Source organism: Bradyrhizobium sp. DOA9 (assembly GCF_000617845.2).
Taxonomy (GTDB): Bacteria; Pseudomonadota; Alphaproteobacteria; order Rhizobiales; family Xanthobacteraceae; genus Bradyrhizobium.
The window spans coordinates 330,018-345,993 of sequence record NZ_DF820425.1 but is presented as its reverse complement, the minus strand read 5'-3'; the positions used below and the strand labels follow the sequence as shown (position 1 = coordinate 345,993).

The window sequence follows — 15,976 nt, the reverse complement described above, 5'->3', positions numbered from 1 at the left end:
CGCCGTGCGGATCTGGCGGATCTCCAATTTCGACGATCTTTCCGGCATTGGCGGGCTGAAGGCCGAAGGCCGCTGGCACAATCGCGGCCGGCATGTGGTCTACGCCGCGGATCATCCGGCTTCGGCGCTGCTCGAAGTGATGGTGCATCTGGAAATCGATGTGGAGGATTTGCCGACCAGCTACCAGCTGCTTGGTATCGACGTGCCTGATAACCTGGCTGTCGAAAAGGTAAGCTTGAGCGACATCCAGAGAGTGTCGCCGAATTGGGCCGGCGATCCCAGGGTGACACGTGATGTGTTGAGGCCATGGTTCGACGAGAGACGCACCGCCGTGGTGTCGGTGCCGTCTGTCATCGTACCGTTTGCGCAGAACTATCTCATCAATCCGAGACACGTGGATGTGGCGCGCATCCGCGTGTCTCATGTCGGGCGCTATCCTCACGACGAGCGGCTGTTTGGGCTGCGAACGGGAAAAGTCTGAGTCTGATAGGTTTCCTGCTTTGCACACATCTGGGGCAACATCCCGACATCAGCCAACATCGACAACCTTTGGAGCCTGAGAAAATGATCTCAGCCGAGTACTGCCGCCTTATGGCCCGCTACAACACCTGGCAGAACGCCTCTCTGGTCAATGCCGCCGACGGGCTGAGCCACGAGGATCGCTGGATGGATCGAGGGGCGTTCTTCCGGTCGATCGCAGCGACGTTGAACCACCTCTATTGGGCTGATGCCCTGATCCTGGAGCGCCTGAAGGGGAACGTGCGTCCGGAGGAAACCATCAAGCACTCCCTCACAAGTCCCTCGGATTGGGATGCCTTCAAGGCGCTCCGCTTGCAACGCAACGAGGACATCGAAGCGTGGGCAGCGCGATTGCGCGAAGCGGACCTGAACGGGATGCTTGTTTGGTACCCGGGAGACGGTTCAACCCGGATCGAGAAGCCAAAGGCGCTCGTTGCAATTCAACTCTTCAATCATCAGACCCACCATCGAGGTCAGGTCCACGCGATGCTGACGGCAGCCGGTGCAAAACCAGAGCCGACTGACATTCATCATCTGGCGTAGCGCGAGGACGCTTCAATCCATCTCGCCCCGCGTCAGGAGATCACCGCCTTGATCTGCGCCGTATCCGCAAACTCGGTCAGCTCCGCAATCTTGCCATCCTGAAATCTGAACAGGTCCAGGATCTCGGTGCTGAAAGTCGTTCCGCTTGGATTGTGTCGAACGAGAACCCGGGAATGGACCGCGGCGCGATCGCCGTCGACCAGTTCAGTCAGGATCTCGCGGTTCTCGAAGCCGAAGGCGGCAGTGAACTGGGTGAACGCCCCGCGCAGCGTCGGGTGCCCCTCCATGCGTCCCGTTAGTTCGAGCGCGCCCTTGTCGCCCATCAAGGTGAAGTGGCCCTCGGGGTGGAAAGCCGTCACCACGCTCTCGACGTCGCCGCCGTCGCGTGCGGCGTAGGCAGTCCTGATCAATGCGAGCATCTCTTCGCGCTGTGCCATCTGCCCTCCCTGAAATGTGTATCGGCGCAGCCTAGCGACCTTTGCGTGCAAAGGCAAAATGATTGCAACCGTGCTGCGCTACCTCCCTCCCGCCACCACCCACACCACCACCGGCAATGTCGCCGCCGCCAGCAGCGTCCCCAGCGCCACTGCGCCCGAGACCGGGTTCACCAGCCGCTGATACTGCAAGGCAAAAATGTACGCATTCGCGCCGGTCGGCATCGCCGCGAACAGCACGATGACGCCGGCCGCGACCGGCGGCAGGCCGAGCAGGTTTGCCAGCACGAACGCCGCCGCCGGCATCGCCGCCAGCTTCAGCGCGCACATCACAAAAATGCTCAGCTTCTCGCCCTTCACCTCGAAGCGGAACAAATTGATGCCGAGCGCGATCAGCGCCGCCGGCGAGCCTGCCTGTGCCAGCAGCTCGATCGTCTTGTCGACGACGCGGGTGAGGCCGAGTCCGGTGAAGCGCCAGACCACGCCGAAGCCGATCGCGAGCATCAGGGGGTTGCGGGCGAGGTCGGCGAGCACGGGGCGGATCACCGAGAGGGCCGAGCCGGTGCGCTTGCGGCTGACCAGCTCCATCTGCAAAATGCCGCAGAGCCAGAGCAGCGGCGTGTTCACTGACAGGATCAGCGCCATCGGCCCTGCGGCCTCGTTACCGAGCGCGGAGAGCACGAGGGGAATGCCGAGCATCACGATGTTGCCGTAGACCGAGCCGATCGCGAACACGACGCCGTCTTCGCGATCTTCCCGCCGCGCGCGCAGGAGCGCGGATATCGCGAGCGCCGCGATCCAGGTCAGCGCCAGCGCGCCGTAATAGGCGCCCCACATCCGCCAGGGGCTGACGTCGGGGAATTCCGAGACGACGATGGTGCGGAAGAGGAGGGCAGGGATGGCGATGCTGAAGGCGAACTCGCTGATGCCCTTGTGCGCGCCTTCCGAGACGAAGCGAAACAGCACCGCGGCATAGCCGGCCGCGATCAGCGCGAACACCGGCGCGACGATCAGCAAGGTGGCCATGCGCCGCTACGACCCCAGCCCAATGATCCGCCGCGCCATCCGCACGTTGGCATAGTCGATCATCTTGCCGTCCAGCGTCACCGCGCCCTGGCCCTGCGCCTCCGCCTGCTCCATCGCCTCGACCACCCGCCGCGCCTGGGCCAGCTCCTCGGCCGACGGCGTGAACGCGCGCAGCGTCGGCTCGATCTGGTCGGGATGGATCACCTGCTTGCCATCGAAGCCCATCGCGGCGGCCTTTTGCGCGCTGGCCTCGGTCAGCCGGGTATCGCGGAACGCGCCGCAGGGGCCGTCAATCGCACGCAGGCCGCACGCGCGCGCAGCCACCAGCAGGCGCATCATCGGATAGGCGAACAGGTCGAGCGGCGCGGCGGCGTAGCCGCTCTGCGCGGAGCCGACGTGGCGGTAGCCGTCCGGCGAGATGCCGATGTCGGAGGTGCGGGCGCCGAGCGAGGCGGCGAGGTCGCCGACGCCGAGATGCAGCGCGGCGACGCTGTCGTGGCTCGCGGCGAGGGCGTCGACATTGACGAGACCGGGCGCGGTCTCGATCAGCAGCTCGAGCGCGAGAGGCGCCGCGCGATCCGGCGCGGCTGCGCGGAAGCGATCAGCGATGCCGACGATGTCGCTCACCCGCTCCGCCTTCGGCACGATCACGGCATCCAGCCCGGGCAGGGCCGCCAGGGTGCGGATCTCCTGGGCGATGAACGGGCTGTCGACGGCATTGAGCCTGACCGCGACATGCTTGTGGCCCCAATCGAGCGAGGACAGCGCGCGGACGGCTTCCGCGAGTGCAACGCCTTTCTCGCCTGGCGGCACGGCGTCCTCGAGGTCCATGAACACCGCGTCCGCCGATGATGCCGCCGCCTTGGCGACGAGGCGGGCGCGATGCGCGGGAACGGCGAGATAGGCCCGCGTCGGGCGCTGCGAGGCCATTGTCACGTTCCCTCGTTGAGGCCGAGCTCGCCGAGGATCTTCTCGTTGTGCTCGCCGACATCGGGCACCGGATCCATCCGCGGCGTCACGCCGGGAATGGTGAGCGCGGGCAGGAAGCTCATCACCGGTCCGCACGGCGATCCCACGCTGCTCACCCGCGAACGCGTGTGAAGCTGCTCATGCTGCAGGAAAGCCTCGACCGAATTCAGGTGCGCGTTCGCGATCGCGGCTTCATCCAGCAGCTGCAGCACCTCCTCGCTGGTGATGGATGCAAAGCGCTGCTCGATATGCAGCTGCAGCTCGTCGCGGTTCTGCATGCGCAGCGGATTGGTGCGGAACTTCGGATGGTCGGCAAGTGCGGCATCGCCGAGCACGATGCGGCACAGCGACCGCCATTCCCGATCGTTCTGGATACCGAAGAAGACGGTCGTTCCGTCGCCGACCCGGAACGGGCCGTACGGCGCGATCGTCGCATGCCTGGCGCCGGTGCGTGGCAGCGGCCGGCCGGTACTCTCGGTGTAAAACGCGGGATAACTCATCCAGTCCGTGATGGAATCGAACAGCGAAGCCTGGAACGCCGTGCCCTTGCCGGTGCGCTCGCGGGCGTACAGCGCCATCAGCACGCCGTTGAGGATGTACATGCCGGTGGCGATATCGACCACGGAAAGCCCGACCTTGGCCGGCTCCGCCTCGGTGCCGTTGATGGCGAGCACGCCGGCCTCGCACTGCACCAGCAGATCATAGGCCTTCTTGTCGCTGTAGGGGCCATCGGTGCCATAGCCGGAGACGTCGCAGGCGATCAGGCGCGGATGCTTGCGCAGCAGCGAAGCGGCATCGAGGCCGAGCCGCTCCGCCGCGCCGGGCGCGAGGTTCTGGATGAACACGTCCGCCCGCGGCAGCAGGGCGTCGAGCACCTTGCGCCCCTCGGGGCTCTTGATGTCGATGGCGAGGCTTTCCTTGGAACGATTGGTCCAGACGAACTGGCTCGACATGCCGTTCATCACATGATCGTAGTCGCGGCAGAAATCCCCAGTCCCCGGCCGCTCGATCTTGATCACCCGCGCGCCCCAATCGGCGAGGTGCCGGCTCGCCAGCGGCGCCGCGATCGCCTGCTCCAGCGAAACCACCGTCACGCCCGACAGCGGCAGCTCCGCCTCATTCCCATTCATGTGATCGCCTCCACTCCCGCTCGCTTCCGATCAGCGCGGGAGAACGAGCACCATCCACGCGCATTTTGATGGTGACATCTTGCCCCTGTTTTGCCCGACGAGTCAAACTTGGCTTCGAAAAATCCTAAAACTCGGCGACGCCAGCGTTTGCAATGACTTGGCTACTGTGCATGGGGTTGTTTTCGCAGTTTCGTGGTGGAGGGCCAGACTCTCCCCGCCCACAGCTGTCATCTCCCGCGCCTGGCAGGCGGGGGATCCAGTACGCCGCGGCCTATCGAGGAACTTCGGACGTCTCTGGAATACTGGATCCCCCCTTCGCGGGGATGACGGCGGTGGAGATGGCGGCCCACTCCGCCCTGTTGCCGAGACCGCACACGTGCCGGCTTTCGCACTTGCCCTCGGTTGCCAACGAACCGCCGTTCACCCACTATTCGCACCGACTCGTCATGTGGGGGGATCGATGCCGGCGTTTCGCTTGAAGTCCTTTGCCAAGCCCTCGGCCGTTGCAAGCCTCGCGCTTGCCCTGGCCGTCCTGGCGCTGCCGCGCGCCGGTTTCGCCTACACCCAGGAGGAGCAGCAGGCCTGCACGCCGGATGCGATGCGGCTGTGCGGCGAGTTCGTTCCGAACGTCGATGCCATCACCGCCTGCATGATCAAGAAGAAGGCGCAGCTCTCGCCGCAATGCGCGGTGTTCTTCCGCCGCGGACCGGAGCCGGGCCAGTCCCGTGCCGGCAAGCCGACCAACATTGCTCCGAAGACCGCCAAGAAAAACAGCAAGCCGGCGAAGAAGAAGTCCAGCCAAGGCTAAGCGCCTAGCGACCAAAGGCTGAGCGCCGAGCGACACGCGTTCCTCTTTTGAAACTCCGCCGAAGGCGCCGGCGCATCCGGCGTGCTCTGGCCACGACTTGGCCTGGTGACAGCCGCCGGACTCGTTTTGTTCGCAAGGCCGGCAGCCTGGGCCGATGACAAGCGCGTGCGCCCGAAAAGAGCCGCGGACAGGTTTGCGCGGCAAGGTTGCATTCCGTCTTCCGCTCGTTGCTCAAAAAACGCACAGACGCGCGCACGAACGCCATTTCATTGCTGCCCGTGTCTTGATCCTGCGAAGCAGTGTGACTCAAAAGCCAACACGTCTTGTTATTTCGTGGCTGTCATGCGGCCCCCGACAAATTTTTCTTTCCCGAATCAGCGGCGTGATTCATTTTCGCGGCCTGGGGTCAATCTGGAGGCCGAAGGTATGAACGTCATTGTTTTTGCATCGCGTAAAGGCGGCTCGGGAAAGAGTACCCTGGCTGCACATCTTGCTGCGCAGATCAAGGCAAGCAAGCAGGTCATGCTCGTGGACGCCGATCCGCAGGGCTCGCTCACGCTATGGCACAAGCTGCGCGGCACCAACGAGCCGCCGATCAAGGCGGCCGTCAACTCCGTCAGCGGCATCGTCTCCGCGGCCAAGCGCGACGGTTATGAATGGGTGTTGATCGACACGCCGCCGAACCTGTCGGCCGTCGTCGACGACGCGATCAAGAACGCCACCATGGTGGTGATCCCGGCGCGTCCCGGCGTGTTCGACGTCAACGCCGTGCAGGAAACCATCCAGATGTGCCGCGCGGCGCGCAAGCCCTACGCGGTCGTGCTCAACGGTGCCCCGGCCAAGCGTGACGAAGCCGAAAGCCCGATCGTCACCATCGCCCGCGAAGCGCTGGCGAAATTCCGCGCTCCGGTGTGGGGCGGCCAGATCACCAACCGTTCGGATTTGCTGATGGCGCTGAGCCACGGCGAAGGCGCGCGCGAGTATCAGGCCGAGAGCCGTGCGGCTCAGGAAATCGCCAGGCTGTGGGCGGCGATCGAGCGTTCGGTCAAGGCTATTCGCGGCACGGCGTCGGCATCCGGCGCAATGCACAAGCAGGCGGCTTGATTTTTCATTGTTTCATTTGGAGCGGCGAAAACGCGCGGGAACGTCCGCGCGTTTTGCGTTTCCGGGCCTTCAGTTCACGCGACCATCAGCATGTAGAACACGATGACCGGCGACAGGGTCAGGATCACCGACCAGATGCCGACGGCCCAGAGAATGTCCTCGGTGGTAAAGCCCTGCTGCTCTGCGTCGAAATGCGACGCCATTTCATTCTGACTATTCACAAACGCCCCCGCGATTTCTTCGCTTATGGGCGTCAGTGATAGCAGCGATGTTTTAAGATCCGGATCGCATCGGCCAGTGCATTTTGAACACAGGTGCTACCACGGATTAACCATCCCGCGCGCGCAGCCTCAGCCGACCAGCCAGACGCGAAACAGCAGCACCGGCATCAGGCCGAGCATCACGGCCCAGAACCCGAATGACGAGACGACGAGAATCCCCCGCACGAGATCGGCGGGCGCGAACTGGCTCGCGGCCGTAGGCCGGTTGCGATACCCCATGGTCATTCCCCCTTCGGTGACTTTGAAGCGAACGATAGGCGCGCTCACGTAAACGAGACGTGGATGCACCTTGCGGCAGCTGCGAAGGCCGTTGGGGCGCGGTTAACCACGCACGTCTCTTGCCCTCCCCTGGAGAGGGAGGGGCGGCTCACATCGAGCGCAGCGAAATGTGAGACGGGGTGGGGTGACGGTCTCTCCGCGATGAACAGTGCCCGTGTTGAGAGATCACCCCACCCCGCTCGCGCTACGCCGCGACCTTCATCCGTCGCTCGATCTCGCGATCGATCGTCGCCGCGAGTTCGCTGCTCACTTCCACCATCGGCAGGCGCACCTCCGGGCTGTCGATCAGGCCGGATCGCCACAGCCAGTACTTCGCCGGCGCGGGGCTCGGCTCGGCGAACAACAGCCGCGTCAGTTCGGCGACCTCGTTCCAGCGCGCCAGCGCCGCGTCGTGGTTGCCGCGCTTGAACTCGGCATGGACGGCCGCGAACGTCGCGGTCTCGACATGGGCCGAGAGCACGATGCCGCCGTCGGCGCCGTCGCTGAGCGCCTCGAAATAGTTGGCGTCCTCGCCGGTGAGCACGCGGAAACCCTTCGGCCGGTCGCGCAAGAGTGCGATCGATTGCTCGCGGCTCGCGCCGCAATCCTTCAGGCCGATGATGTTCTTGTGCTCGGCCAGCCGCAGCATGGTCTGATTGGTGATGTTGACCGCGCAGCGATAGGGAATGTTGTAGAGCGCGATCGGCCATGAGGCGTGGTCGGCGAGCTCCTCGAAATGCGCCAGCAGGCCGCGCTGCGACGGCCGCACATAATAGGGGCTGGCGATCAGGTAGCCGTCGATCGGCCAGTCCGCGGTCTCGTCGAGGCGCTCCTGCAGGCGCGCGGTGTCGGCGCCCGACAGCCCGAGGCAGATCGGCAGGTTGCAGCCAGCGGCCGCCATCTCCTCGCGCACGACTGCGACAAGACGTTCGAGCTCGGCCGGGCGCAGCGTCATGCCTTCACCGGAGGTCGCACCCAGGATGAAGCCGTCGATGCCGTGCGCGCCGTAGTGCCGCGTCAGCCGCCGCAGCGACCTCTCGTCCAGCACGCCGTCCTGGAACGGCGTCACCAGCGGCAGCCACAGCCCGTGCAATTGGTCTCGTAGTCCGGTCATGTTTCCATCTCCTTCTCGGGAAAAAAGCCTGAGACGGAGGGCACATGAAAAAACCCCGTCCAGGCGGCGGGGTTTTGGAAGATTTGCAGCGATGACGAAGTCAGCTAGCGCGCGCAAAGATCCGAGGCCCCGGGATGGGGGCCTTTTTTCGAGACGACGGCCTCGAACGAGATTGCGCACGACTTCGTGATCATTTGGAAATGATGCAGGGGATAGGTGGAACTGTCAACACACGCGGAGAGCGAAGCAACATTTCGACGAAAAAAAGCCGGACCCGAGGGCCCGGCTTAGGTATTGGCCACGTGAGGCCGACACAATCACCTTCCAAGAGGGATTACTGAACTCCCGCGCCACTGGAGGAGGGGGACAAATGCGCAACGCGAAGGCTCAGCGTGCAAACATTATGAGCTTGCCGAGTGCCTTGCAGCAACAGCCGAGGCCGCATGTCAGTCATGCGGAAATCAGGACGGCCAGCGTTGCGCCTTGCTTACCACGAAGTCGCGGAACACCTGCACGCGCGCGACCGTCTTCAACTCCTCGGGATAGACGAAGTAGGTGTCGAGCTGGATCGAATCCGACTCGCCGAACAACTGCACGAGCTTGCTCTGCTCCTCGACCAAATAATCGGGCAGGGCGGCGATGCCGAGGCCCTGTGCGCAGGCGCGGACGAGACCGAGGATGTTGTTGACCTTGAAATAGGCCTCGCGCGGACCCGAGCCGTTGCGCCCGGCTTCGATCAGCCAGTTGCGGTTCTGCAGGTGCGGCGCGAAGTTGCCGTCCGACAGCGTGATGATGCGGTGGGAGTCGAGCTCCTCCAGCGTGCGCGGCGTGCCGAAGCGCTTGATGTATTCCGGCGAGCAATAGGCGTGGAAGCCCATCGCGAACAGCTTGCGCTGGATCAGATCCGGCTGCGTCGGCTTGCGGGTGCGGATCGCAACGTCGGCCTCGCGCATCGACAGATCGAGCTCCTCGTCGGTGACGATCAGCGAGATGCGGATCTCGGGATACAGCGCGGTGAATTCGCCGAGCCGCGGGATCAGCCAGTTGATGCCGACGCCGGGTGTGGTGGTGATCTTGAGATCGCCGCTCGGTCGCTCGCGGCTGTCGGTCAGCTTGGCGCGCGCCGCCTGCAGCTGCATGAACACGTCATGCGCGGTGCGGAACAAGAGGTCGCCCTGCTCGGTGAGGATCAGGCCGCGGGCGTGGCGGTGGAACAGCGAGACCGAAAGCTCCTGCTCCAGCGCCGAGACCTGGCGCGACACCGCCGATTGCGACAGGCCGAGCTGCTCGCCCGCATGCGTGAAGCTGCCCGCCTCCGCCGCGGCGTGAAACACCTTCAGCTTGTCCCAGTCCATATCCGTAAATCCGTCGCGTGTTCGGGGCATGATTCTATTCCGCTGCCGCGCGCTCGCTGGCGCGAAGGGCCAAGAAACGTTCGGCTTCGAGTGCGGCCATGCAGCCGAGGCCGGCGGCCGTCACGGCCTGGCGATAGGTTTCGTCGGCGACGTCGCCGGCGGCGAACAGGCCGGGCACCGAGGTCGCGGTCGAGTTCGGGGCGACCTCGATGTAGCCGGAGGGTTTCAGCTTGACCTGGTCCTTGACGAGCTCGGTCGCCGGCGCGTGGCCGATGGCGATGAAGACGCCGTCGGCCTTCACGTCCGTGAGCGCGCCGGTCTTGACGTTCTTGAGCCGGACATGGGTGACCTTGTTGGGGTTCTCGGTGCCGCAGATCTCGTCGACGGCGGCGTCCCAGATCACCTTGATCTTCGGATGCTTGAACAGGCGCTCCTGCAGGATGCGCTCGGCGCGGAAGTGATCGCGACGATGCACGATCGTGACCTGCGAGGCATGGTTGGTGAGGTACAGGGCTTCCTCGACCGCGGTGTTGCCGCCGCCGACCACGATCACCTCCTTGCCACGGTAGAAGAAGCCGTCGCAGGTGGCGCAGGCCGACACGCCGCCGCCCTGGAACTTGGCCTCCGACGGCAGGCCGAGCCAGCGCGCTTGCGCGCCGGTGGCCAGGATCACGGTCTCGGCGAGATAGACGTCGCCGCTGTCGCAGGTGAGGCGGAACGGCCGCTGCGCCGTCTCCAGCCTGGTGACCAGGTCGGAGACGATCCTGGTGCCGACGTGGACCGCCTGCTTCTCCATCTGCTCCATCAGCCAGGGGCCCTGGATCACGTCGGCGAAGCCCGGATAGTTCTCGACGTCGGTGGTGATCGTGAGCTGTCCGCCGGGCTGGATGCCCTGGATCAGGATCGGCTCCAGCATCGCGCGCGCGGCGTAGATCGCGGCGGTATAGCCGGCGGGGCCGGAGCCGATGATGACGACCTTTGCATGAACAGGAGCGGACATTTCGATGGACGCCTTTCACGGGGGATTTGCAGCGCGGGCGCGGAATGTGCCGGGAGGCCTCGCGGAGGCGCTGAAATATCAGAGCTAATCTAAGCCATCTGGCGAGCCATGCAAGAATTGCATTCCCTCTCGGCGGATTTTTCCAACAGGGAACAAAAGTCGATTGCGCTGCACGCGCAATAAAATTGCGCTAGCGGTGCGGGTTGGGCTATGAGGATTTCGACAAATCACCCAATAGCGCCGCAAAGGCCAGGAGTTCCAATCACGTGTCGCGGAACCTAGACGAGATCGACCTGAAAATTCTGACCGAGATTCAGGCCGACGGTCGAATCACCAATGTCGAGCTGGCCAAGCGCGTCGGCATCTCGCCGCCTCCCTGTCTGCGCCGCGTCCGGGCGCTGGAGGAGGAGGGCTACATCCACGGCTATCGCGGCCTCCTGGACGCCCGCAAGCTGGGCTTCGACGTCACTGTTTTCGCCGCCGTGCACCTGTCCAGCCAGGCCGAGGCGGATTTGCGCGCGTTCGAGCAGTTCGTCCGCGCCGAGCCCCTGGTGCGGGAATGCTGGATGCTGTCCGGCGAGGTCGATTTCATCCTGAAATGCGTCGCCCCCGACATGGCGACCTTCCAGGATTTCGTCACGCACCTGACGGCGGCGCCCCATGTCCGCAACGTGCGCACGTCATTGGTGCTGCACAATTCGAAATACGAGGCGGCAGTGCCGCTCGAGGTGAAGGGGAGGAGGTAGCGCGGATCCGTCATTGCGAGCGCAGCGAAGCAATCCAGAGTCTTTCCGCGGAGGGATTCTGGATTGCTTCGCTGCGCTCGCAATGACGAGTGGTGAGGGCGTGTGTCCGCTGCAACTCCAGCAATCCGCTGAAACAAAAAGGCCGCGCATCGCGCGGCCTTTTCGAAACGTCAGCCCAGCGGCAAATCCTTACCGCCACTCCACCTTGGTGATCTCGTAGGCCTTGGCGCCGCCCGGCGTGTTGACCTCGACCGTGGCACCCTTCTTCTTGCCGATCAATGCGCGCGCGAGCGGCGAGGTGATCGAGATGCGGCCCTTCTTGGCGTCCGCCTCGACCTCGCCGACGATCTGCCACACCGTCTTCTTCTCGGTGTCCTCGTCGACCAGCGTCACGGTGGCGCCGAACTTGATGGTGTCGCCCGAAAGCTTGGAGATGTCGATGATGTCGGCGCGCGCAAGCTTGTCCTCGAGCTCGGCGATGCGGCCCTCGTTGTGCGACTGCTCTTCCTTCGCGGCATGATATTCCGCGTTCTCCGACAGGTCTCCGTGCGAGCGCGCCTCCGCGATGTGCTCGATGATGCGCGGACGATCTTCCGACTGGCGCTTCTTCAATTCTTCCCCGAGCGCGACAAAGCCGGCCTGGGTCATCGGAACCTTTTCCATCTCTTCTCTCGTCCTTCAGTTGCGCGCCCGACAAAAAGCGAGGGCGCGGCAACCTTGATTCGTCGGTATTCCCGGGCTGAACACGCGCCCACCGGGATCTCATGTGGGTCTGGCGCCGGAACAGAACCACTACCTGGCCGGATCGGTTCCTCCGGCCATTGTGGCTTCATTGCCAATCACTTAGCGGAAGCGTTGCCACCGCTAGCGATCAGGTTTCCAAAAAGTAGCTCTGCAGGGTCCGAACCTCAAGGTCCCCGCCCAGATAGGCGCGGATGCCCTGCGCGGCCGCCACGGCCCCGGAAAGAGTGGTGTAATATGGCACTTTATGCAAGAGGGCCGCGCGCCGCAGCGAACGGCTGTCGGCCAGCGCCTGCGGGCCTTCGGTGGTGTTGAAGACGAGCTGGACGTCGCCATTGGTGATGGCATCGACGATGTGCGGCCGCCCTTCCAGCACCTTGTTCACCTTCTCGGTCGGGATGCCCTGGTCGGTCAGGAAGCGCGCCGTGCCCGAGGTCGCCAGCACCTTGAAGCCGAGCGAATGCAATTCGCGCACGGCATCCGCGATGCGCGTCTTGTCGCTTTCGCGCACCGAGACGAACACGGTGCCCTTGCGCGGCACCCGCGTGCCGCCGCCGAGCTGACTCTTGGCGAAGGCCACCGCAAACGAGCGGTCGATGCCCATGACCTCGCCGGTCGAGCGCATCTCGGGGCCGAGCACGGTGTCGACGCCGGGGAAGCGTGCGAACGGGAAGACGGATTCCTTGACGCCGACGTGCTTGAACGTTGCCTTCTTCAGCTTGAAATCGGCCAGCTTCTCGCCGGCCATGATCCGCGCGGCGATCTTGGCGACCGGCGTGCCGACCACCTTGGCCACGAACGGCACGGTGCGCGAGGCGCGCGGATTGACCTCGAGCACGTAGATCTCGCCGTCCTTGATGGCGTACTGCACGTTCATCAGGCCGATGACGTCGAGGCCGAGCGCGAGCTCGCGGGTCTGCCGCTCCAGCTCCTCGATCATTTTCGCGTCGAGCGAGTGCGGCGGCAGCGAGCAGGCGCTGTCGCCGGAATGGATGCCGGCTTCCTCGATGTGCTCCATGATGCCGACGATGAAGGTGTCCTTGCCGTCGCAGAGGCAGTCGACGTCGATTTCCGTGGCGTCCGACAGATAGCGGTCGAACAGCAGCGGGTTCTTGCCGAGCACGGTGTTGATCTGCCCGGTCTTGTCGTTCGGATAGCGCGCCTTGACGTCGGCCGGCACCAGCTCCGGCAGCGTGCCGAGCAGATAATCGTTGAGCTGGTTCTCCTCGCGGATGATCTGCATCGCGCGGCCGCCGAGCACGTAGGACGGGCGCACCACCAGCGGCAGGCCGAGATCGGCGGCGACGAGGCGGGCCTGCTCGACCGAATAGGCGATGCCGTTCTTCGGCTGCTTGAGGCGAAGCTTGTCGAGCACGCGCTTGAACCGGTCACGATCCTCGGCGAGGTCGATGGCGTCGGGCGAGGTGCCGAGGATCGGCACTTCGGCGGCTTCTAGCGCGCGCGCCAGCTTCAGCGGCGTCTGGCCGCCGAACTGCACGATCACGCCGTGCAGCGTGCCCTTGCTGCGCTCCTTGGCGATGATCTCCAGCACGTCCTCGGCAGTGAGCGGCTCGAAATAGAGCCGGTCGGCGGTGTCGTAGTCGGTCGACACCGTCTCCGGATTGCAGTTGACCATGATGGATTCGTAGCCGGCGTCGTGCAGCGCGAAGCAGGCGTGACAGCAGCAATAGTCGAACTCGATGCCCTGGCCGATGCGGTTGGGACCGCCGCCGAGAATGATGACCTTCTTCTTGTCGGAGGGCGCGCTCTCGTCCACGGGCGCACCTGCAAACGGCGCCTCATAGGTCGAGTACATGTAGGCGGTGGGCGAGGCGAACTCGGCCGCGCAGGTGTCGATGCGCTTGTACACCGGGTGAACGCCGAGCGCGTGGCGCTTCGCCTTGACCTCGGCCTCCGTCGTCTCGGCCAGCACGGCGAGCCGCGCGTCGGAGAAGCCCATGGCCTTCAGGGTGCGCATGCCGAAGGCGTTGCCGGGCAGGCCGCTCTTCCTGACCTTCTCCTCCATCTCGACGATGCCGCGCATCTCGGCGAGGAACCACGGGTCGATCTTGCAGGAGTTGAAGATGTCCTCGTTCGACCAGCCGAGCCGCATGGCCTGGGCGACCTGGAGGATGCGGTTCGGCGTCGGCGTTCCGAGCGCGGCGCGGATCGCGTTCTTGTCGTCGTCGCGGCCGAGGCCCTCGATCTCGATCTCGTCGAGGCCGGTCAATCCGGTCTCGAGCCCGCGCAGCGCCTTTTGCAGGCTTTCCTGGAAGGTGCGGCCGATCGCCATGACTTCGCCGACCGACTTCATCGAGGTGGTCAGCGTGGTCGAGGCGCCCGGGAATTTCTCGAAGGCGAAACGCGGCACCTTGGTGACGACGTAGTCGATGGTCGGCTCGAACGAGGCCGGCGTGGCGCCGCCGGTGATGTCGTTGGCGATCTCGTCGAGCGTGTAGCCGACCGCGAGCTTGGCGGCGACCTTGGCGATCGGAAAGCCGGTCGCTTTCGAGGCCAGCGCGGAGGAGCGCGACACGCGCGGATTCATCTCGATCACGACCATGCGGCCGTCCTCGGGATTGACGCCGAACTGCACGTTGGAGCCGCCGGTCTCGACCCCGATCTCGCGCAGCACCGCCAGCGAGGCGTCGCGCATGATCTGGTATTCCTTGTCGGTCAGCGTCAGCGCCGGCGCCACCGTGATGGAATCGCCGGTGTGCACGCCCATCGGATCGAGGTTCTCGATCGAGCAGACGATGATGCAATTGTCGTTCTTGTCGCGCACCACCTCCATCTCGTACTCTTTCCAGCCGAGCACGGATTCTTCGATCAGCACTTCGTTGGTCGGAGACGCGTCGAGGCCGCGCTCGATGATGTCGAGGAACTCTTCCTTGTTGTAGGCGATGCCGCCGCCGGTGCCGCCCATGGTGAAGGAGGGCCGGATGATCGCGGGCAGGCCGATCTCGGACAGCGCCATCATGGCCTGGCCGAGCGCGTATTCCTGATAGCGCTTGCGGCGGTCGCCTTCGCCGAGGGTCCATTGCCGGTCGAGCTCTTCGAGCGCCGCGCCCGACAGCTTCTCGCGTTCGGCATGATATTTGTCGCGGAACGATTTCTTCAGCTCGGAGGCGTTGGCAAGCCGCGACTTCGGGGTCTGCAGCCCGATCTTGGTCATGGCGTTGCGGAACAGCTGGCGGTCCTCGGCCTTGTCGATGGCGTCGGCGGTGGCGCCGATCATCTCGACATCAAACTTCTCCAGCGTGCCCTGCCGGCGCAGCGACAATGCGCAGTTCAGCGCGGTCTGGCCGCCCATGGTCGGCAGCAGCGCGAAGCCGCCGGGAATGACGTGACGTTCCTTCTCGATGATCTTGGCGACGATCTCGGGCGTGATCGGCTCGATATAGGTCGCATCGGCCAATTCCGGGTCGGTCATGATGGTGGCCGGGTTGGAATTGACGAGGACGATACGATAGCCCTCTTCCTTCAGCGTCTTCACCGCCTGCGTGCCCGAATAGTCGAACTCGCAGGCCTGGCCGATCACGATGGGACCGGCGCCGATGATCAGGATGGTCGAGATGTCGGTTCGTTTGGGCATCACCGCTCACGGGCTGGGATCTGGGCACAAAAAAAGGGCGCGCTTGCCGCGCGTCCCCATTTGGCGAGAGCGCGGGGTCTCCCTCGCGCGCGGGTGGGTCTTAAACCAGTTTTTGGAGCGGCGAAACCCCGAAAAACGCCCATCAACCGGCAATTTTGGCGGGTTTGGGGAGGCTGCCGAGCGCGCCCGGCTTCGCCCTTCGGGCTTCGCCGCGGCAGCCTTCGCCACGATAGGGCTTGCCGAGCCGAAGCTGGCGGAGCCAGCGAAGGCTGGAGACCCGGCCTGGATTTGAACCAGGATGTAGAGCGTTGCACCGCCCTCGCGTAGACGCTTCCGCCACCGGGCCGCGGCAA

General features: G+C 64.7%; 16 protein-coding genes and 1 tRNA gene. 5 read left to right on the top strand and 12 right to left on the bottom strand.

The features are described from left to right. Window positions 1–4 precede the first annotated feature (4 nt). Complete coding sequence (locus BDOA9_RS01525; protein ID WP_025032186.1) at window positions 5–481, top strand: RES family NAD+ phosphorylase; 477 nt, start codon at window positions 5–7, stop codon at window positions 479–481. A gap of 83 nt (window positions 482–564) precedes the next feature. Next, entirely contained in the window at window positions 565–1,062 is a 498-nt protein-coding gene (locus tag BDOA9_RS01520; RefSeq protein WP_025032185.1) for a DinB family protein, read from the top strand. A gap of 32 nt (window positions 1,063–1,094) precedes the next feature. Here the strand turns inward: BDOA9_RS01520 and BDOA9_RS01515 are convergent, their stop codons facing one another. The 4 genes from BDOA9_RS01515 to BDOA9_RS01500 all read right to left on the bottom strand — a co-directional run bounded on the left by BDOA9_RS01515 (window position 1,095) and on the right by BDOA9_RS01500 (window position 4,621). Continuing rightward, window positions 1,095–1,499: a nuclear transport factor 2 family protein gene (locus BDOA9_RS01515; protein WP_025032184.1), complete on the bottom strand. Its 405-nt coding sequence runs from the start codon at window positions 1,497–1,499 to the stop codon at window positions 1,095–1,097. Between the two features lie 78 nt (window positions 1,500–1,577). Beyond that, window positions 1,578–2,522 carry an AEC family transporter gene (locus BDOA9_RS01510; protein ID WP_025032183.1) on the bottom strand — a complete coding sequence of 315 codons (945 nt, stop codon included), beginning with the start codon at window positions 2,520–2,522 and terminating at the stop codon, window positions 1,578–1,580. A 6-nt stretch (window positions 2,523–2,528) separates the two neighbouring features. After that, on the bottom strand, window positions 2,529–3,452 hold the full coding sequence (locus BDOA9_RS01505; RefSeq protein ID WP_025032182.1) for an HpcH/HpaI aldolase/citrate lyase family protein: 924 nt from the start codon (window positions 3,450–3,452) through the stop codon (window positions 2,529–2,531). A gap of 2 nt (window positions 3,453–3,454) precedes the next feature. Beyond that, window positions 3,455–4,621: a CaiB/BaiF CoA transferase family protein gene (locus BDOA9_RS01500; protein ID WP_025032181.1), complete on the bottom strand. Its 1,167-nt coding sequence runs from the start codon at window positions 4,619–4,621 to the stop codon at window positions 3,455–3,457. A 460-nt stretch (window positions 4,622–5,081) separates the two neighbouring features. Here BDOA9_RS01500 and BDOA9_RS01495 point away from each other — a divergent pair, with 460 nt between their 5' ends. Both BDOA9_RS01495 and BDOA9_RS01490 read left to right on the top strand, forming a co-directional pair. Continuing rightward, window positions 5,082–5,429 carry a hypothetical protein gene (locus tag BDOA9_RS01495; RefSeq protein WP_025032180.1) on the top strand — a complete coding sequence of 116 codons (348 nt, stop codon included), beginning with the start codon at window positions 5,082–5,084 and terminating at the stop codon, window positions 5,427–5,429. A gap of 426 nt (window positions 5,430–5,855) precedes the next feature. Continuing rightward, window positions 5,856–6,533, top strand: a complete 678-nt coding sequence (locus BDOA9_RS01490) for a ParA family protein (RefSeq protein ID WP_025032179.1) — start codon at window positions 5,856–5,858, stop codon at window positions 6,531–6,533. A gap of 74 nt (window positions 6,534–6,607) precedes the next feature. Here BDOA9_RS01490 and BDOA9_RS39360 read toward each other — a convergent pair whose 3' ends face one another. From BDOA9_RS39360 to trxB, 5 genes are all read right to left on the bottom strand, one after another. Beyond that, a complete protein-coding gene (locus BDOA9_RS39360; protein WP_025032178.1) occupies window positions 6,608–6,790 on the bottom strand; it encodes a hypothetical protein in 183 nt (60 codons plus the stop codon). A gap of 93 nt (window positions 6,791–6,883) precedes the next feature. Next, window positions 6,884–7,039, bottom strand: coding sequence for a hypothetical protein (locus BDOA9_RS38695; protein ID WP_192859667.1), 156 nt, complete (start codon window positions 7,037–7,039; stop codon window positions 6,884–6,886). 238 nt (window positions 7,040–7,277) lie between these two features. Further along, window positions 7,278–8,186: a 4-hydroxy-tetrahydrodipicolinate synthase family protein gene (locus BDOA9_RS01485; RefSeq protein ID WP_025032177.1), complete on the bottom strand. Its 909-nt coding sequence runs from the start codon at window positions 8,184–8,186 to the stop codon at window positions 7,278–7,280. A 461-nt stretch (window positions 8,187–8,647) separates the two neighbouring features. Next, window positions 8,648–9,571, bottom strand: coding sequence for a LysR family transcriptional regulator (locus BDOA9_RS01480; protein WP_025032176.1), 924 nt, complete (start codon window positions 9,569–9,571; stop codon window positions 8,648–8,650). Window positions 9,572–9,575: 4 nt separating this feature from the next. Next, window positions 9,576–10,541 (bottom strand): thioredoxin-disulfide reductase, encoded by a 966-nt coding sequence (trxB, locus tag BDOA9_RS01475; RefSeq protein ID WP_025032175.1) that lies wholly within the window; start codon window positions 10,539–10,541, stop codon window positions 9,576–9,578. 266 nt (window positions 10,542–10,807) lie between these two features. On the opposite strand from trxB, the gene BDOA9_RS01470 reads away from it, so the two are divergent. Beyond that, complete coding sequence (locus BDOA9_RS01470) at window positions 10,808–11,287, top strand: Lrp/AsnC family transcriptional regulator (RefSeq protein WP_025032174.1); 480 nt, start codon at window positions 10,808–10,810, stop codon at window positions 11,285–11,287. A 189-nt stretch (window positions 11,288–11,476) separates the two neighbouring features. Here the strand turns inward: BDOA9_RS01470 and greA are convergent, their stop codons facing one another. The 3 genes from greA to BDOA9_RS37595 form a co-directional block, all read right to left on the bottom strand. Next, window positions 11,477–11,950, bottom strand: coding sequence for a transcription elongation factor GreA (gene greA, locus BDOA9_RS01465; protein WP_008544783.1), 474 nt, complete (start codon window positions 11,948–11,950; stop codon window positions 11,477–11,479). Between the two features lie 208 nt (window positions 11,951–12,158). Further along, a complete protein-coding gene (gene carB, locus BDOA9_RS01460; RefSeq protein ID WP_025032173.1) occupies window positions 12,159–15,623 on the bottom strand; it encodes a carbamoyl-phosphate synthase large subunit in 3,465 nt (1,154 codons plus the stop codon). Window positions 15,624–15,893: 270 nt separating this feature from the next. Then, a tRNA-OTHER gene (locus BDOA9_RS37595) sits at window positions 15,894–15,969 on the bottom strand. Window positions 15,970–15,976 lie beyond the last annotated feature (7 nt).

Bases quoted from the DNA above. Each gene is read 5' to 3' on its own strand.
- greA (WP_008544783.1), bottom strand. From the start codon at position 11,950: ATGGAAAAGGTTCCGATGACCCAGGCCGGCTTTGTCGCGCTCGGGGAA.
- BDOA9_RS01495 (WP_025032180.1), top strand. From the start codon at position 5,082: ATGCCGGCGTTTCGCTTGAAGTCCTTTGCCAAGCCCTCGGCCGTTGCA.
- BDOA9_RS01520 (WP_025032185.1), top strand. From the start codon at position 565: ATGATCTCAGCCGAGTACTGCCGCCTTATGGCCCGCTACAACACCTGG.
- carB (WP_025032173.1), bottom strand. From the start codon at position 15,623: ATGCCCAAACGAACCGACATCTCGACCATCCTGATCATCGGCGCCGGT.
- trxB (WP_025032175.1), bottom strand. From the start codon at position 10,541: ATGTCCGCTCCTGTTCATGCAAAGGTCGTCATCATCGGCTCCGGCCCC.
- BDOA9_RS01480 (WP_025032176.1), bottom strand. From the start codon at position 9,571: ATGCCCCGAACACGCGACGGATTTACGGATATGGACTGGGACAAGCTG.
- BDOA9_RS01485 (WP_025032177.1), bottom strand. From the start codon at position 8,186: ATGACCGGACTACGAGACCAATTGCACGGGCTGTGGCTGCCGCTGGTG.
- BDOA9_RS01515 (WP_025032184.1), bottom strand. From the start codon at position 1,499: ATGGCACAGCGCGAAGAGATGCTCGCATTGATCAGGACTGCCTACGCC.
- BDOA9_RS38695 (WP_192859667.1), bottom strand. From the start codon at position 7,039: ATGACCATGGGGTATCGCAACCGGCCTACGGCCGCGAGCCAGTTCGCG.
- BDOA9_RS01510 (WP_025032183.1), bottom strand. From the start codon at position 2,522: ATGGCCACCTTGCTGATCGTCGCGCCGGTGTTCGCGCTGATCGCGGCC.
- BDOA9_RS01505 (WP_025032182.1), bottom strand. From the start codon at position 3,452: ATGGCCTCGCAGCGCCCGACGCGGGCCTATCTCGCCGTTCCCGCGCAT.
- BDOA9_RS01500 (WP_025032181.1), bottom strand. From the start codon at position 4,621: ATGAATGGGAATGAGGCGGAGCTGCCGCTGTCGGGCGTGACGGTGGTT.
- BDOA9_RS01490 (WP_025032179.1), top strand. From the start codon at position 5,856: ATGAACGTCATTGTTTTTGCATCGCGTAAAGGCGGCTCGGGAAAGAGT.